The sequence below is a fragment of the Bradyrhizobium sp. 1 genome (assembly GCF_023073315.1).
Taxonomy (GTDB): Bacteria; Pseudomonadota; Alphaproteobacteria; order Rhizobiales; family Xanthobacteraceae; genus Bradyrhizobium.
The window spans coordinates 389850-403780 of the sequence record NZ_JADPJH010000014.1; the positions used below are offsets into that span (position 1 = coordinate 389850).

General features: G+C 63.8%; 12 protein-coding genes. 8 read left to right on the plus strand and 4 right to left on the minus strand.

Features of this window, described 5'->3' with window-relative positions; all coding sequences use genetic code 11:
• The first annotated feature begins 45 nt into the window (after positions 1-45).
• The 4 genes from topA to IVB29_RS10520 are packed head-to-tail and all read left to right on the plus strand — an operon-like array spanning position 46 to position 6369.
• The gene (gene topA, locus IVB29_RS10505) at positions 46-2787 is read left to right on the plus strand and encodes a type I DNA topoisomerase (RefSeq protein ID WP_247503311.1); all 2742 of its coding nucleotides are present in this window, start codon (positions 46-48) and stop codon (positions 2785-2787) included.
• Positions 2788-2795: 8 nt separating this feature from the next.
• Positions 2796-5153: a ribonuclease R gene (gene rnr / locus IVB29_RS10510; protein ID WP_247503312.1), complete on the plus strand. Its 2358-nt coding sequence runs from the start codon at positions 2796-2798 to the stop codon at positions 5151-5153.
• A complete protein-coding gene (locus IVB29_RS10515) occupies positions 5147-5584 on the plus strand; it encodes a DUF983 domain-containing protein (RefSeq protein ID WP_247503313.1) in 438 nt (145 codons plus the stop codon). Before rnr ends, IVB29_RS10515 begins: the two co-directional genes overlap by 7 nt.
• A 32-nt stretch (positions 5585-5616) precedes the next feature.
• A complete protein-coding gene (locus tag IVB29_RS10520) occupies positions 5617-6369 on the plus strand; it encodes an NUDIX hydrolase (RefSeq protein WP_247503314.1) in 753 nt (250 codons plus the stop codon).
• Here the strand turns inward: IVB29_RS10520 and IVB29_RS10525 are convergent, their stop codons facing one another.
• The gene (locus IVB29_RS10525; RefSeq protein WP_247503315.1) at positions 6370-6915 is read right to left on the minus strand and encodes a hypothetical protein; all 546 of its coding nucleotides are present in this window, start codon (positions 6913-6915) and stop codon (positions 6370-6372) included.
• Positions 6916-7073: 158 nt separating this feature from the next.
• Between IVB29_RS10525 and IVB29_RS10530 the strand changes: the two genes are divergently transcribed.
• The 4 genes from IVB29_RS10530 to IVB29_RS10545 all read left to right on the plus strand — a co-directional run bounded on the left by IVB29_RS10530 (position 7074) and on the right by IVB29_RS10545 (position 12698).
• A complete protein-coding gene (locus IVB29_RS10530) occupies positions 7074-8411 on the plus strand; it encodes an amidohydrolase (protein ID WP_247503316.1) in 1338 nt (445 codons plus the stop codon).
• Positions 8412-8594: 183 nt separating this feature from the next.
• A complete protein-coding gene (locus tag IVB29_RS10535; RefSeq protein ID WP_247503317.1) occupies positions 8595-9920 on the plus strand; it encodes an LLM class flavin-dependent oxidoreductase in 1326 nt (441 codons plus the stop codon).
• Positions 9921-10044: 124 nt separating this feature from the next.
• Positions 10045-10212 carry a 50S ribosomal protein L33 gene (rpmG, locus tag IVB29_RS10540; RefSeq protein WP_247503318.1) on the plus strand — a complete coding sequence of 56 codons (168 nt, stop codon included), beginning with the start codon at positions 10045-10047 and terminating at the stop codon, positions 10210-10212.
• 1226 nt (positions 10213-11438) lie between these two features.
• The gene (locus tag IVB29_RS10545; RefSeq protein ID WP_247503319.1) at positions 11439-12698 is read left to right on the plus strand and encodes an acyltransferase; all 1260 of its coding nucleotides are present in this window, start codon (positions 11439-11441) and stop codon (positions 12696-12698) included.
• A gap of 28 nt (positions 12699-12726) precedes the next feature.
• Here the strand turns inward: IVB29_RS10545 and IVB29_RS10550 are convergent, their stop codons facing one another.
• The 3 genes from IVB29_RS10550 to IVB29_RS10560 form a co-directional block, all read right to left on the minus strand.
• Complete coding sequence (locus IVB29_RS10550; protein WP_247503320.1) at positions 12727-12999, minus strand: hypothetical protein; 273 nt, start codon at positions 12997-12999, stop codon at positions 12727-12729.
• A 32-nt stretch (positions 13000-13031) separates the two neighbouring features.
• The gene (locus tag IVB29_RS10555) at positions 13032-13193 is read right to left on the minus strand and encodes a hypothetical protein (protein WP_247503321.1); all 162 of its coding nucleotides are present in this window, start codon (positions 13191-13193) and stop codon (positions 13032-13034) included.
• A 103-nt stretch (positions 13194-13296) separates the two neighbouring features.
• A partial coding sequence (locus IVB29_RS10560; protein WP_247503322.1) for an ABC transporter substrate-binding protein occupies positions 13297-13931 on the minus strand: 635 nt, incomplete at its 5' end.

The window sequence follows — 13931 nt, forward strand, 5'->3', positions numbered from 1 at the left end:
TCATCGAATTCGGCCCAGATTTCCCCCGTAAGTTACTGGAACTACATGAATATCGTCATTGTGGAGTCGCCGGCGAAAGCCAAGACGATCAACAAGTATCTGGGCTCGTCCTACGAGGTTCTGGCCTCGTTCGGCCATGTCCGGGACTTGCCGGCGAAGAACGGTTCCGTCGATCCCGACGCCAATTTCAAGATGATCTGGGAGGTCGACCCCAAGGCGGCCGGCCGGCTCAACGATATCGCCAAGTCCCTGAAGAACGCCGACCGCCTGATTCTGGCGACCGACCCTGATCGCGAGGGCGAGGCCATCTCCTGGCACGTGCTGGAGGTGCTGAAGGAAAAGCGCGCGCTGAAGGACCACAAGATCGAGCGCGTGGTGTTCAACGCCATCACCAAGCAGGCGGTCACGGACGCGATGAAGCATCCGCGCCAGATCGACGGCGCGCTGGTCGACGCCTATATGGCGCGCCGCGCACTGGACTATCTGGTCGGCTTCACGCTCTCCCCCGTGCTGTGGCGCAAGCTGCCGGGCGCCCGCTCGGCCGGTCGCGTGCAGTCGGTGGCGCTGCGGCTGGTCTGCGACCGCGAGCTCGAGATCGAAAAGTTCGTCGCGCGTGAATATTGGTCGCTGATCGCGACCCTGCTGACGCCGCGCGGCGATGCCTTCGAAGCGCGCCTCGTCGGCGCCGACGGCAAGAAGATCCAGCGTCTCGACATCGGCACCGGCGCGGAAGCGGAAGACTTCAAGAAGGCGCTGGAAACGGCCGCCTACGCCGTGACCTCGGTCGACGCCAAGCCCGCGCGGCGCAATCCGCAGGCGCCGTTCACGACGTCAACGCTGCAGCAGGAAGCCAGCCGCAAATACGGCTTTGCCCCGGCGCACACGATGCGGATCGCGCAGCGCCTTTATGAAGGCATCGACATCGGCGGCGAGACCACCGGACTCATTACTTATATGCGTACCGACGGCGTTCAGATTGACCCGTCCGCGATCACGCAGGCGCGCCAGGTGATCGGCGAGGACTACGGCAACGCCTATGTGCCGGACGCGCCGCGCCAGTATCAAGCCAAGGCCAAGAACGCCCAGGAGGCGCACGAGGCGATCCGCCCGACCGACATGTCGCGCCGCCCCGACACCATGAGCCGCAAGCTCGATTCCGACCAGGCGCGGCTCTACGAGCTGATCTGGAAGCGCACCATCGCGAGCCAGATGGAATCGGCTGAGCTGGAGCGCACCACCGTCGACATCACGGCGAAGGCCGGCGGTCGCACGCTTGAGCTGCGAGCCACCGGCCAGGTCGTCAAGTTCGACGGCTTTCTCGCGCTCTATCAGGAAGGCCGCGACGACGAGGAGGACGAAGACTCCCGCCGCCTGCCCGCGATGAGCCCGAACGACGCGCTGAAGCGGCAGTCGCTCGCCGTCACCCAGCATTTCACCGAGCCGCCGCCGCGCTTCTCGGAGGCCTCCCTGGTCAAGCGCATGGAAGAGCTCGGCATCGGCCGGCCCTCGACCTACGCCTCGATCCTCCAGGTCCTGAAGGACCGCGGCTACGTCAAGCTCGAGAAGAAGCGCCTGCACGGCGAGGACAAGGGCCGCGTCGTGGTCGCGTTCCTCGAAAGCTTCTTCGCCCGCTACGTCGAATACGATTTCACCGCCAATCTGGAAGAGCAGCTCGACCGCGTCTCCAACAACGAGATCTCCTGGCAGCAGGTGCTGAAGGACTTCTGGACCGGCTTCATCGGCGCCGTCGACGAGATCAAGGATCTGCGCGTGGCGCAGGTGCTCGATGTGCTCGACGACGTGCTCGGACAGCACATCTATCCGCCGCGTGCGGATGGTGGCGACATCAGGCAGTGCCCGAGTTGCGGCAATGGCCGGCTCAATCTGAAGGCCGGCAAGTTCGGCGCCTTCGTCGGCTGCTCGAACTATCCGGAGTGCCGCTACACCCGCCAGCTTGCCGCAGATGGCGAGACCACCGCCGATCGTTCGCTCGGCCAGGACCCCGACACCGGTCGCGACGTCTGGGTCAAGGCCGGCCGGTTCGGCCCCTATATCCAGCTCGGCGAGCAGAAGGATTATGCGGAGGGCGAGAAGCCGAAGCGCGCGGGCATCCCGAAGGGCACCTCGCCCGGGGATGTCGAGCTTGAGTTGGCGTTGAAACTGCTGTCGCTGCCGCGCGAGATCGGCAAGCATCCGGAGACCGGTGAGCCGATCACGGCGGGTCTCGGCCGCTTCGGGCCGTTCGTGAAGCACGAGAAGACCTATGCCAGCCTCGAGGCCGGCGACGAAGTGTTCGACATCGGCATCAACCGCGCGGTCACGCTGATCGCGGAAAAGATCGCCAAGGGCCCGAGCCGCCGCTTCGGCGCCGACCCCGGCAAGACGATCGGCGATCATCCGACGCTCGGCACCGTCACCGTGAAGGGCGGCCGTTACGGCGCCTATGTCACCGCGGGCGGCGTCAACGCGACGATCCCGAGCGACATCGAGAAAGACGCCATCACGCTGCCGCAGGCGATCGCACTGATCGACGAGCGCGCGGCCAAAGGCGGCGGCAAGAAGCCGAAGAAAGCAGCCAAGCCGGCCAAGGCCAAGAAGGCTGCGACGAAGGCCGCGGACGGCGACGACGCCGCACCGAAGAAGAAACCGGCCGCGAAGAAGGCGGCCAAAACCAAATCCGACTCCACCAGCAAGGCGCGCGCCGCCGTGTCGTCGACGGCCAAAACGTCGCCGACCAAGGCAGCTGCCGCCAAAGCTCCGGCCAAGAAGAGTGCCGGCACGACTTAAGAGGTTAAGTGAAACGCAAGAATGACCATGGCTTTCCCGACCGGAACGCCATCGTCGCCTTCATCAAGGCAAATCAAGGAAACGTCGGCACCCGCGAAATTGCGCGCGAGTTCGGCCTGAAGAACGCCGATCGCATCGAGCTCAAGCGCCTGCTGCGCGAGCTCGCCGACGACGGCACCATCAAGAAAAAACGCCACACGATTTCAGAGCCCGACAGCCTGCCGCCGACGCTGGTCGCCGACATCACCGGTCGCGATCAGGACGGCGAATTGATCGCCTCTCCCACCGAATGGGACGAGGTCGAAGGCGGCGAGCCCCCAAAGATCCGCATCCAGATGCCGCGCCGGCCAAAGCCGGGTACCGTCGCCGGCGTCCGCGACCGCGTGCTGCTGCGCGTCGAGCCGACCAACGAGGCCGAAGGCCCGGCCTTTCGCGGCCACATCATCAAGGTCTTCGACAAGACCAAGACGCGCATCCTCGGCGTGTTCCGCGAGCTTCCCGAAGGCGGTGGACGCCTCGTCCCCGTCGACAAGAAGGCTGCCGACCGCGAGTTGAACATCGCAGCGGTCGATACACACGGCGCGCGGGACGGCGATCTCGTCAGCGTCGACATCGTGCGCTCCCGCGCCTTTGGATTGGCCTCAGGCCGGGTCAAGGAGAAGCTCGGCTCGGTCAAGTCGGAGAAAGCGATCAGCCTGATCGCGATCTACGCCCACGACATCCCGCTGCAATTCTCCCCGGGCGCGATGCGCGATGCGGAAGCCGCAGAACCCGCGAATTTGAAGAGCCGCGAGGACTGGCGCGACGTCCCGCTCGTCACCATCGATCCGCCCGACGCCAAGGATCACGACGACGCGGTGCATGCGCAGGCGGACGACGATCCCAACAACAGAGGCGGCTTCATCGTCAATGTCGCCATTGCCGATGTCAGCTTCTACGTGCGCCCGGGCACCGCGCTCGACCGCGACGCGCTCGATCGCGGCAACTCGGTCTACTTCCCCGATCGCGTCGTGCCGATGCTGCCCGAGCGCATCTCCAACGATCTCTGCTCGCTGGTGCCGGGCGAGCCGCGCGGCGCGCTCGCGGTGCGGATGGTGCTCGGCCCCGACGGCCGCAAGCGCTCGCACAGTTTCCACCGCATCCTGATGCGCTCGGCCGCCAAGCTGAGCTACGCCCAGGCGCAGGCCGCGATCGACGGACGGCCGGATGACACCACCGGCCCCCTGCTCGATCCGATCCTGAGGCCGCTCTATGCCGCCTATGCCTGCGCCAAGCGCGCCCGCGACGAGCGCGATCCGCTCAATCTCGATCTGCCCGAGCGTAAAATCCTGCTGAAGAGCGACGGCACGGTCGATCGCGTCATCGTCCCCGACAGGCTCGACGCGCACAAGTTGATCGAGGAGTTCATGATCCTCGCCAACGTCGCCGCCGCCGAGATGCTGGAGAAGAAATCGCTGCCGCTGATCTACCGCGTGCATGACGAGCCGACGCTGGAGAAAGTCCACGCGCTCCAGGAATTTCTAAAGACGCTCGACGTGCCCTTCGCGAAATCAGGCGCGCTGCGCCCGGCCCTGTTCAACCGTGTGCTGGCGCAGCTTGAAGGCCACGACCACTTCCCGTTGGTGAGCGAGGTGGTGCTGCGCTCGCAGGCGCAGGCGGAGTACTCCTCGGAGAACTACGGTCATTTCGGCCTGAATTTGCGCCGCTATGCGCATTTCACCTCGCCGATCCGCCGCTATGCCGACCTCGTCGTGCACCGCGCGCTGGTCCGCGCGCTCGGCCTCGGCGAAGGCGCGCTGCCCGACAGCGAGACGCCGGAAACGCTTGGCGAGGTCGCAGCCCACATCTCGGTGACCGAGCGGCGCGCGATGAAGGCGGAGCGGGAGACGGTCGACCGCCTGATCGCGCATCACCTCGCCGACCGCATCGGCTCAAGCTTTCAGGGCCGCGTCTCCGGCGTCACCCGCGCCGGCCTGTTCGTCAAGCTTGCCGATACCGGCGCCGACGGCCTGATCCCGATCCGATCCCTCGGCACGGAATATTTCAACTATGACGAGGGCCGCCACGCCCTGGTCGGCACGCGCAGCCGGACCATGTATCAGTTGGGCGACATCGTCGACGTCCGCCTGATCGAAGCTGCCCCCATCGCCGGCGCGCTGCGCTTCGAGCTGCTGTCGTCCTCCAGCGAGACCGCGCCCCGCGACCGCCGGCCATCCGGTCCGCAACGCCGTCCCTCGTTCAAGGCGCAACCCGGACGCAGTCCGGCGAAAAAACACAAGCCCGCGAAGCCAAAATCCGGCAAACCCAAGAAGGGCAAAGGCAAGAACAAGGGCAAAGGCGGGGGGCAAAAGGGCAAGGCATGGTAACGAGCACGGCCCCAAAGATCTGGACGCGCGAGACCGGTCTGGTCGAGAAGCGCGACGTCTGGACGGCGATGAAGCGCGGCTTTCGCAGCCGCTGCCCGCGCTGCGGCGAGGGAAAGCTGTTCCGTGCTTTCCTGAAAACCGCGGACAATTGCTCGGTCTGCGGCCTCGACTTCACGCCGCACCGCGCCGACGATTTGCCAGCCTATCTCGTCATCGTCATCGTCGGCCACATCGTGGTGCCGGCCATCCTCTGGATCGAGACCAATTACACTACGCCGGTCTGGATCAGCTTCGCCGCCTATCTGCCCTTTACCTTCGTCGCCTCGCTGGCGCTGCTCCAGCCGGTCAAGGGCGCCGTGGTTGGCTTGCAATGGGCTCTGCGCATGCACGGCTTTGACGAGAACCCTCCGGATGGTATTCCGCCGGTCTAAGCAAATAATCAAAAAGCGGTTTGGGTGAGGACATGACGGACACGTCGCAGGCAGCCGAGAAGGCAAAAATCCACGAGGGCAAGGAAGCCGATCACCATCCTTATTTCCGGCCCAAGGATGCCGCGACGCTGATCCTGGTCGATCGCAGCGGCACGACGCCAAAAGTCCTGGTCGGCAAACGCCACGACAAGGTGGTGTTCATGCCCGGAAAATTCGTCTTCCCCGGCGGCCGCGTCGACAAGGACGATTATCGCGTGCCGTGTGCCGCGCCCATCACCACCGAGCTGGAAGCCAATCTCGCCAAGGGCAGCCCGAAGACTCCGGCCTCACGCGCAAAGTCGCTGGCCATTGCCGCGATCCGCGAGGCCTGCGAGGAGACCGGCCTCTGTCTCGGCCGCAGAGCCGAAGGCAAGACACCGAAGCTCGAAGGCGCCTGGAAGCCGTTCGCGGATGCAGGTCTCCTGCCCGATCCCTCCAGCCTGTTCCTGATCGCGCGCGCGATCACCCCGCCCGGCCGCGTCAAGCGCTTCGATACGCGCTTCTTCACGGCGGATGCCTCCGCGATCACGCATCACGTCGAGGGCGTGATCCATGCGGATGCCGAACTGGTCCAGCTGGTCTGGGTCGAGCTCGGCTCAAAGCCGCTTGCGGACCTGCATCCGATGACGCGCAACGTGCTCAACGAGCTCCACACCCGCCTTGCCACCGGCCCACTGCGCCACGATGCACCGGTGCCGTTCTTCCATTTCTACGGCGGCAAGATGCAGAAGGATATTTTGAGCTGACTACTCGTCCGAGTCCGGCTCGGTGCCGACATAGTCGCGCGCCGGCAGCTTGAGGACGCCGCCGATTTCTTTTGCGAACTTATCCGCCTCCTCACGCTTGGTAAAGCTCATCAGCGTGATCGGCTCGGTGCCCTTGTTGCCGCAGAGATTGACGTCGTAGGTCGTCAGCTCCGGATCATAGTCGTCGGTGATGCTGATGAAATGATAGTCGGCGAGATCGCGATGCCTGCGAAGATTCAGCGGGCCGAACTGCCTGGTGATGACGATCTGGCGCAGCGTCTCGTTGAGCACGACGAAAGTGCGGAACGTGAGCAGGATGACACCGGGAATGCCGACCATCAGCCCGAGCCCGGTGAACACCAGCACCGGCACGAGGTCGTCGGCGAGCCGGCCGAACCCGGAGAAATCCTGGTGCAGGCCGAGCGCGACGTTCCACAGCAGATAGCCACTGGCTCCCAGGAGCGGCAGCGACAGCAGCCGGCCAACCCAGGGCATGGGCCGGTCGATGCGGACCATGCCGCCATCCACTGTCATTGCGTCGGCCATTGTCGGGTTTCCTCACGAGGTCATGGCTTGGTCGGCGCGAGAGGCGGATTGGTTCGAAGAGACGCCGCCCCCGGTGCCGTTCTTCCATTTTGATGGCGGCAGGATGCGACGAGATGTGCTAGGGGAAGGAATGGGCGCTTGAATGACTGGAGGACAGGATGACGCGGTTCGTAGGGCCTCTGCTCGCTTCCGTGGCGTTGTGCGGCCTGCTTTCGCCGGCTGCTCATGCGGAGCTCGACGTCGCCAGATTGAAGCAAGCGATCGAGACCTCCTTTGAGAGCGAATATCCGAAGCTCGACGCGCTCTACAAGGACATCCACGCCCATCCCGAGATTGCCTTCCAGGAGGAGAAGACCGCGGCGAAACTCGCCGCCGAGATGCGTGCGATTGGCTTCGAGGTCACCGAGCACGTCGGCAAGACCGGCCTTGTCGCCATCTACAGGAACGGCGACGGTCCCACCATCATGGTTCGCACCGAGCTCGATGCGCTGCCGATGGAGGAGAAGACCGGCCTGCCCTATGCCAGCCGCGACAAGCAGATCTGGCAGGGCCGCGAAACATTTGTTGCCCATAGCTGCGGCCATGACATCCACATGGCGAGCTGGGTCGGCACGGCGAAGACCCTGGTCGGCATCAAGGACCAGTGGCACGGGACGTTGATGTTCATCGCGCAGCCCGCCGAGGAAGAAGTCGCGGGCGCAAAGGCGATGATCGACGACGGCCTGTTCACCCGCTTTCCGAAGCCCGATGCGGGTTTTGCCTTGCACGACGGCAATGGAGCCTACGGCTCCGTGACCTATCGGGTCGGGGCCGGATCGTCGAATGTCGACAGTCTCTTCATCAAGTTCGTTGGCCGCGGCGGCCATGGCGCGATACCGCAGGCGACGATCGATCCCGTGATGATGGCATCCCGCTTCGTCGTCGACGTGCAGAGCGTGATCAGCCGCGAGAAGGACCCGACCGAATTCGGCCTTGTCACCATCGGCGCGATCCACGCCGGGACCGCCGGCAACATCATTCCCGACGAGGCCAGGGTGATCGGCACGATCCGCAGCTTCAAGCCGCAGGTGCGCGCCAAGATGCTGGCCGGGATCGAGCGGACGGCCAAGGCGGTGGCAGCGATGGCGGATGCGCCGGCGCCCGAAATCCATCTCGACGAGGGGACCAAGGCGGTGATGAACGATGCCGCCGTCGTTGGCCAGGCCGAGCGGGTGCTGAAAGTGGCCTTTGGCGACAAGTTCAACATCAGCCCTGCAAACACGACCAGCGAGGACTATTCGGAATATGTCAACGCCGGCGTGCCTTCGATGTTCTTCAACATCGGCGTCTATGAACCCGAGCGCGTCGCCGCCGCCCGTAACGGCAGCGGCCCGCCGCTTCCCGGCAACCACTCGCCGCAGTTCGCCCCGGTGCCGAAACCGACCATCCGGACCGGCGTCACCGCGATGACGCTCGCCGTGCTGAGCGCCTTCGATCAGAGGGCGCGGGGACAGTAGCCCGCGCGCATCAATGCCTGCGGCTTGCTGGCCTCCAGGCTCACCGCCACGCGGCCCGCCGGAATGACGCAATTGTGCTGAGGTGTCAGCGAAAAACAAAAAATTCTTCCCGCCTCTCCCAATGGCGGAGTTCCCAGTCGTCCCTATGTCTTTCCCAACGACTCAAAGAACGGACACCGGGCGATGGCACAACGGCAACTCAAGCTTGGCGCGTTCATGCGCCCGATCAGCATCCACACCGGCGCCTGGCGCTATCCCGGGGCCTGGCCGGACGCCAATTTCAACTTCGGCCACATCAAGACGCTGATCCAGAAGCTCGAGGCCGGCAAGTTCGATGCCTTCTTCATGGCCGATCACCTCGCCGTGCTGAACATGCCGATCAACGCGCTCAAGCGCAGCCACACCGTGACCTCGTTCGAGCCGTTCACGCTGCTGTCGGCGCTCTCCGCGGTCACCGAGCGGATCGGCCTGATCGCGACCGGCTCGACCACCTTCGACGAGCCCTATCATGTCGCACGCCGCTTCGCCTCGCTCGACCATCTCAGCGGCGGGCGCGCGGGGTGGAACATCGTCACCACCTCGAACCCGGATGCGGCGCTGAATTTCGGCCTCGACGATCACATGGAGCACGCCGAGCGCTACAAGCGCGCCCGCGAATTCTACGACGTCGTCACCGGCTTGTGGGATTCCTTCGCCGATGACGCCTTCGTGCGCGACGTCGAGAGCGGGCTGTTCGTCGATCCCTCGAAAATGCACACGCTCGACCACAACGGCAAATATCTGAAAGTGCGAGGGCCCCTCAACATCGCCCGCCCCGTGCAGGGCTGGCCGCTGATCGTGCAGGCCGGTGCCTCCGAGGACGGCAGGCAGCTCGCCGCCGAAACCGCGGAAGCCGTGTTCACAGGCGGCGGCAGCCTCGCCGACGGGCAAAAGCTCTATGCCGACATCAAGGGCCGCATGGAGAAGGTCGGCCGCGACCCTGAACACCTCAAGATCCTCCCCGGCGCCTTCGTCGTGGTCGGCGACAGCGTTGACGAGGCCAAGGAGAAGCGCGCGCTGCTCGACAGCCGCGTGCATTACGACAGCGCCATCGCCTCGCTCTCGGTCATCCTCGGCACCGATGCCTCCGGCTTCGATCCGGATGGACCGCTGCCGGAGATTCCGGAAACCAACGCCAGCAAGAGCGGCCGCCAGCGCATGGTCGATCTCGCCGCCCGCGACAAGCTCACCGTGCGCCAGCTCGCCCAGCGCGTCGGCGGCTATGGCGGGCTCGCCTTCATCGGCACCGCCAAAACCATCGCCGACCAGATGGAGGAATGGCTGGTCGGGCGCGGCTCCGACGGCTTCAACATCATGTTCCCGTTCGTGCCCGCCGGCCTTGACGATTTCGTCGACAAGGTGGTCCCGGAGCTCCAGCGCCGCAGGATTTTCCGGAAAGAGTATGAAGGGCCCACGTTGAGGGAGAATCTGGGCCTGCCGCGGCCGAAAAACCGGTTCTTCGAGGCGTAATCGGGCCGATTTGAGTGGTTTTCCAGCCAAAAAACGTTGACTTCCAACGTTTTCTGGCTAGTTTGCCGGCCAACGCGGGCCGTTTAGCCGGCTCCAGATTCCCCCTTTTCCTGAGGTTCTGAACATGGCCAAAGCGGTCACCATCAAGGTCAAGCTCGTGTCCTCGGCCGAGACCGGCTTCTACTACGTCGCCAAGAAGAATTCGCGCACCATGACCGACAAGCTGGTCAAGAAGAAGTACGACCCGGTCGCGCGCAAGCACGTCGAATTCCGCGAAGCCAAGATCAAGTAAGATCGCGGGACGTTACGGACTTTGACGGGGCCCTTTCGGGCCCCGTTTTGTTTTGACCTCTCGTGTCCCGGGCGCGCTGCAACGCGCGAGCGTTGCTGCGCAGAACCGGGACCCAGAAGGCCACCCAGAACAATACAGAGACGTGCGCCCCGGCTCTGCAGCATACCGTCGAAGTGACGCTGCGCTGCGTCCGGGGCACGAGAGCCGAACGTATGCTCCCGGTTGTCATGTCCGTCGCCATGTCGACGGCGAGTCATCTATTTCCTCAACCTTCAGTTGCCCAATTCGGAATGGATGTTACCGTGCACTTGTCGGGACGGCATCCCGTCCCGGTTTTGGAAGGACATGGTCATGAGATTATCATCAAGCCTTGTCGTGCCTTCAGCCGTCGCTGCCTTGTCAACCGTCTTGCTCGTCGCCCCGGCAGCATCGCAAATTCCGACAGGCTCCGCGGCCACCCTCCCCGCCGTCACGGTCGATGCGCCGAAGCAGATGGCAAGGCCGCACCTGTCGGAGCGGGGAGCAAGCACAACGGCGCCGCGTCGGACTACGTCAACAGCTCGAACGTCAGCCACGCGGACGCCGTCGTATGCGCCGGGTTCTGTGATGGGGAGGATTGCCAGCCTCGAGGCACGCGCCAGCAGCTGCAACGGTGGCTGTGCATCAAGTTTTGCACACGGCAAGGAGCCCTGGATTGGCTGTAGCGAGTCGGGCGGCAACATAAATTATGGACCTTTCTCGCCAACGTGCCGGGACACCATCACCCATACGTCCTACGAGAATTGCGTCGAGACGAAGGTGTTCCTGGGCGAGTTTCGAAACAGAGCCCACTGGTTTTGCAGCAGCCTGCAGGCCGGCAACAGGTTCAAGGTCGCCGATCTCAAGCGGCCGGCCCGTCGCTAGTCCTCCTCTCCGCAGGCCTTCTGTTGCGGTCGTGTCCCGGACGCGCCGCAGCGCTACCAGCGCGTTCACGCGCGTCTTCGACACGCTATGGCGCTGCTGCGCAGAGCCGGGACCCAAAAAGCAACACGGCACACTTCAGACACATGGGCCCCGGCTCTGCAGCGCACCGTCGCCGGACGATGCTTCGCATCGCCGGGGTGACGCTGCGCTGCGTCCGGGGCACGAGAGTTGAACCGCCAAAGCAAGTGTGACCCACCTCGCAGAGCCCGGTGACCGGCTTCAATATCTCCAGCGGGATCGTTGCATGAAGTTGGTCCATTCCCGTGAAGAGCCATTTGCCGTTGCTGGATCCGCTGCGCTTCGCCGCCGCCCTCGGCGTCGCCATTTTCCACCAGATGTTCTGGTCCTGGGCCTGGGTTTCGATTGGCGTCCCCGGTTTCGAGCACTATGTCGCCGCCGATGTCCTCTACCCCTCCGCCGCCCCCTTCACATGGTTCGGCTGGGTCGGCGTCGAAATATTCTTTGTCATCTCAGGCTTCGTCATCGCGAATTCCGCGAGCACGTCTTCGCCGGGCGAGTTTCTTCTTGGTCGCGCACTCAGGATTTATCCCGCGGTCTGGGTCTGCGCCACCGCGACCTTCCTCGTTCTGCTTCTCTTCGGGAGCGGACCAGCATCCGAATTCATCCTGCCCTACATCCACGCCATGCTGATGGTTCCCAAGGGCGTCACCGGCCAATGGCTCGACGAGGTCTATTGGACGCTGGCCGCCGAGACGGCGTTTTACGGTCTCGTGTTTTGCGCGATGCTCACGAAGAGGATCACGCTGCGACACCTCGCCTGGGGCCTCACCATCTACAGCGCACTGTTCAACGCCGTCGCGCTGCTGGTAGCGTCCTGCACGACGCCATCCGACCTGCCCTATCTCGTCATTCTGATGTTTCGGGTGCCGTGCGCAGCGTTCCTGTTGAGCCATGGCTGCTTCTTTGCACTCGGAATCTGGCTGTTCATTTCCGCGAACAGACAATTGACGGCGCTCGAACAAGTCGCAATTGCCGTCACCTGTCTTTCGGGCGCAGCAGAAATCTACGTCTTCGCCTCCTTCTTTTTGACGTCGATACCCGCCATCGCGGATCAATCAGCCCTTGTGCCGGTCATGGTGTGGGCGGCTGCGGTGCTCCTCATTGCCCGTGCCGCCAACCGGAGCAGGCGCTCCGCGGCCATCGCTTCGCCTGAAGCACCGGCTTATTTGAGAACGCTCGGGCTGATCACCTATCCGCTCTATCTCACCCACAACGTCATTGGCACCGCGATGATCCGTGCCCTGGTCGTTTCAGGCCTGGATGCCACCTCGGCCGTATGGATCGCGCTCGGCATGCTGGTGCTGATTGGCTGGTTTATCTGCGCGAAGATCGAGCCGGCCGTCAGGCACGCGCTGATGCAAACTCTCTCATATTTCGGAAAGCTTCCGAAGAGGCAGCCGGCATTGCGCCATCAGGCTTCGGCCCGCGGGTTGCGCCTTCCGCTGCCCGTGTCGGTCAAGGTGAACGTCGCGGCGCCCTTGAGCGCGATGAGATCGGAATGAACCGCCCCCGCGCCTTGGCGTCTGTTCGCTAATGCAGTCCCAGCCCGCTGCAATACCACGCCATGTCTTCATGTCTCCAGCCGCGCTTGACGCCTGATTCCTTGCATTCGTTGTAGCTCTTGAAGTTTGCGCCGTTTCGGCAGCCTGCCGGATAGGTCCCGAAGCCTCCACCCGACGTGGAACATGCGACCGAGCTGACCTTCGTTTCGGAGGTCGAAGCGGAAGCGCCTTTAGGGGCCGCGCTGGCTGCGCTGATCGACAGAATGGTCAAAACCGCAAGAAGAAAAACCGAAGCTCTCATCGTGTTCTCCCCAATGGTGGATAGCTTTAATGCTACCTCAGGATGCACGATAGCAAGAGCGACAACCATTGCCAATGTATCATTCCCGGCCGGCGCGATATCAGCGTCATCCAAACCATGGTGTAGGAGCCGAGCGCGTCGTAGATCGCCCCTCCCTCGTCAGCGCCGAGGAAGCCGCCGATCTGGCGGCTCATGAAGGCCAGACCCTGGAGTTGTCGCGTCCGCTATGCGCGCAGAAGATGACGTTGAAGCCGGACGGTTCGATGTCAGTCTTGAGCCACAGGCGGAAGTCGGCTGTCAGTCTATCACCTCGTCCGCGCGCACCAGTAAGGACGGCGGTATTTCGATGCTGAGCGCTTTCGCGGTCTTCAGGTTGATGACCGTCTTGAACTGCGTCGGCTGCTCGATCGGAACGTCGGCCGGATTAGCGCCCTTCAATATCTTGTCGACGAAAACAGTAGCGCGGCGAAAAATTGCGGTGAAATCCACCCCGTAACCCACCATCGCGGTCCCTCGGGAAGCGACAATGGGTGCGGCAACCGACGGCACGCGGCACTTCTCGACAATCGCGGCGACGATGGACGAGTTGGTGACAAACGCATTGGCGTCCGTGATCACGAGGCCGTCCATAGGGGTCGAGCCGACGACTGACAGCGCGCTTTCGAGGTCTCCGGGAATGCCGATTTCGATCGGTCGCAGTTCGATCTTCAACACCTGCGCGGCGGTCGTCATAGCGCTCATTGTACTGTCATTCAGCGGGTTTCCTCGCTGCATGAGCACCCCTGCGCGGGTCATGGAGGGAGCCACGCTCGCGAGAATCTCTAACCGCTTGGCGGCTAGTTCTGTCAGGAAAAAGGTTTGTCCCGTGATGTTGCCGCCGGGATGGGCCATGCTGGCTGCAAGGCCTATGGCCACCAGATCGGGGCCCACGA

Coding starts and splice junctions, on each gene's coding strand:
- IVB29_RS10520 (WP_247503314.1), top strand. CDS start 5,617: ATGACGGACACGTCGCAGGCAGCCGAGAAGGCAAAAATCCACGAGGGC.
- IVB29_RS10515 (WP_247503313.1), top strand. CDS start 5,147: ATGGTAACGAGCACGGCCCCAAAGATCTGGACGCGCGAGACCGGTCTG.
- IVB29_RS10525 (WP_247503315.1), bottom strand. CDS start 6,915: ATGGCCGACGCAATGACAGTGGATGGCGGCATGGTCCGCATCGACCGG.
- rpmG (WP_247503318.1), top strand. CDS start 10,045: ATGGCCAAAGCGGTCACCATCAAGGTCAAGCTCGTGTCCTCGGCCGAG.
- IVB29_RS10555 (WP_247503321.1), bottom strand. CDS start 13,193: ATGAGCCGCCAGATCGGCGGCTTCCTCGGCGCTGACGAGGGAGGGGCG.
- IVB29_RS10535 (WP_247503317.1), top strand. CDS start 8,595: ATGGCACAACGGCAACTCAAGCTTGGCGCGTTCATGCGCCCGATCAGC.
- IVB29_RS10530 (WP_247503316.1), top strand. CDS start 7,074: ATGACGCGGTTCGTAGGGCCTCTGCTCGCTTCCGTGGCGTTGTGCGGC.
- topA (WP_247503311.1), top strand. CDS start 46: ATGAATATCGTCATTGTGGAGTCGCCGGCGAAAGCCAAGACGATCAAC.
- IVB29_RS10550 (WP_247503320.1), bottom strand. CDS start 12,999: ATGAGAGCTTCGGTTTTTCTTCTTGCGGTTTTGACCATTCTGTCGATC.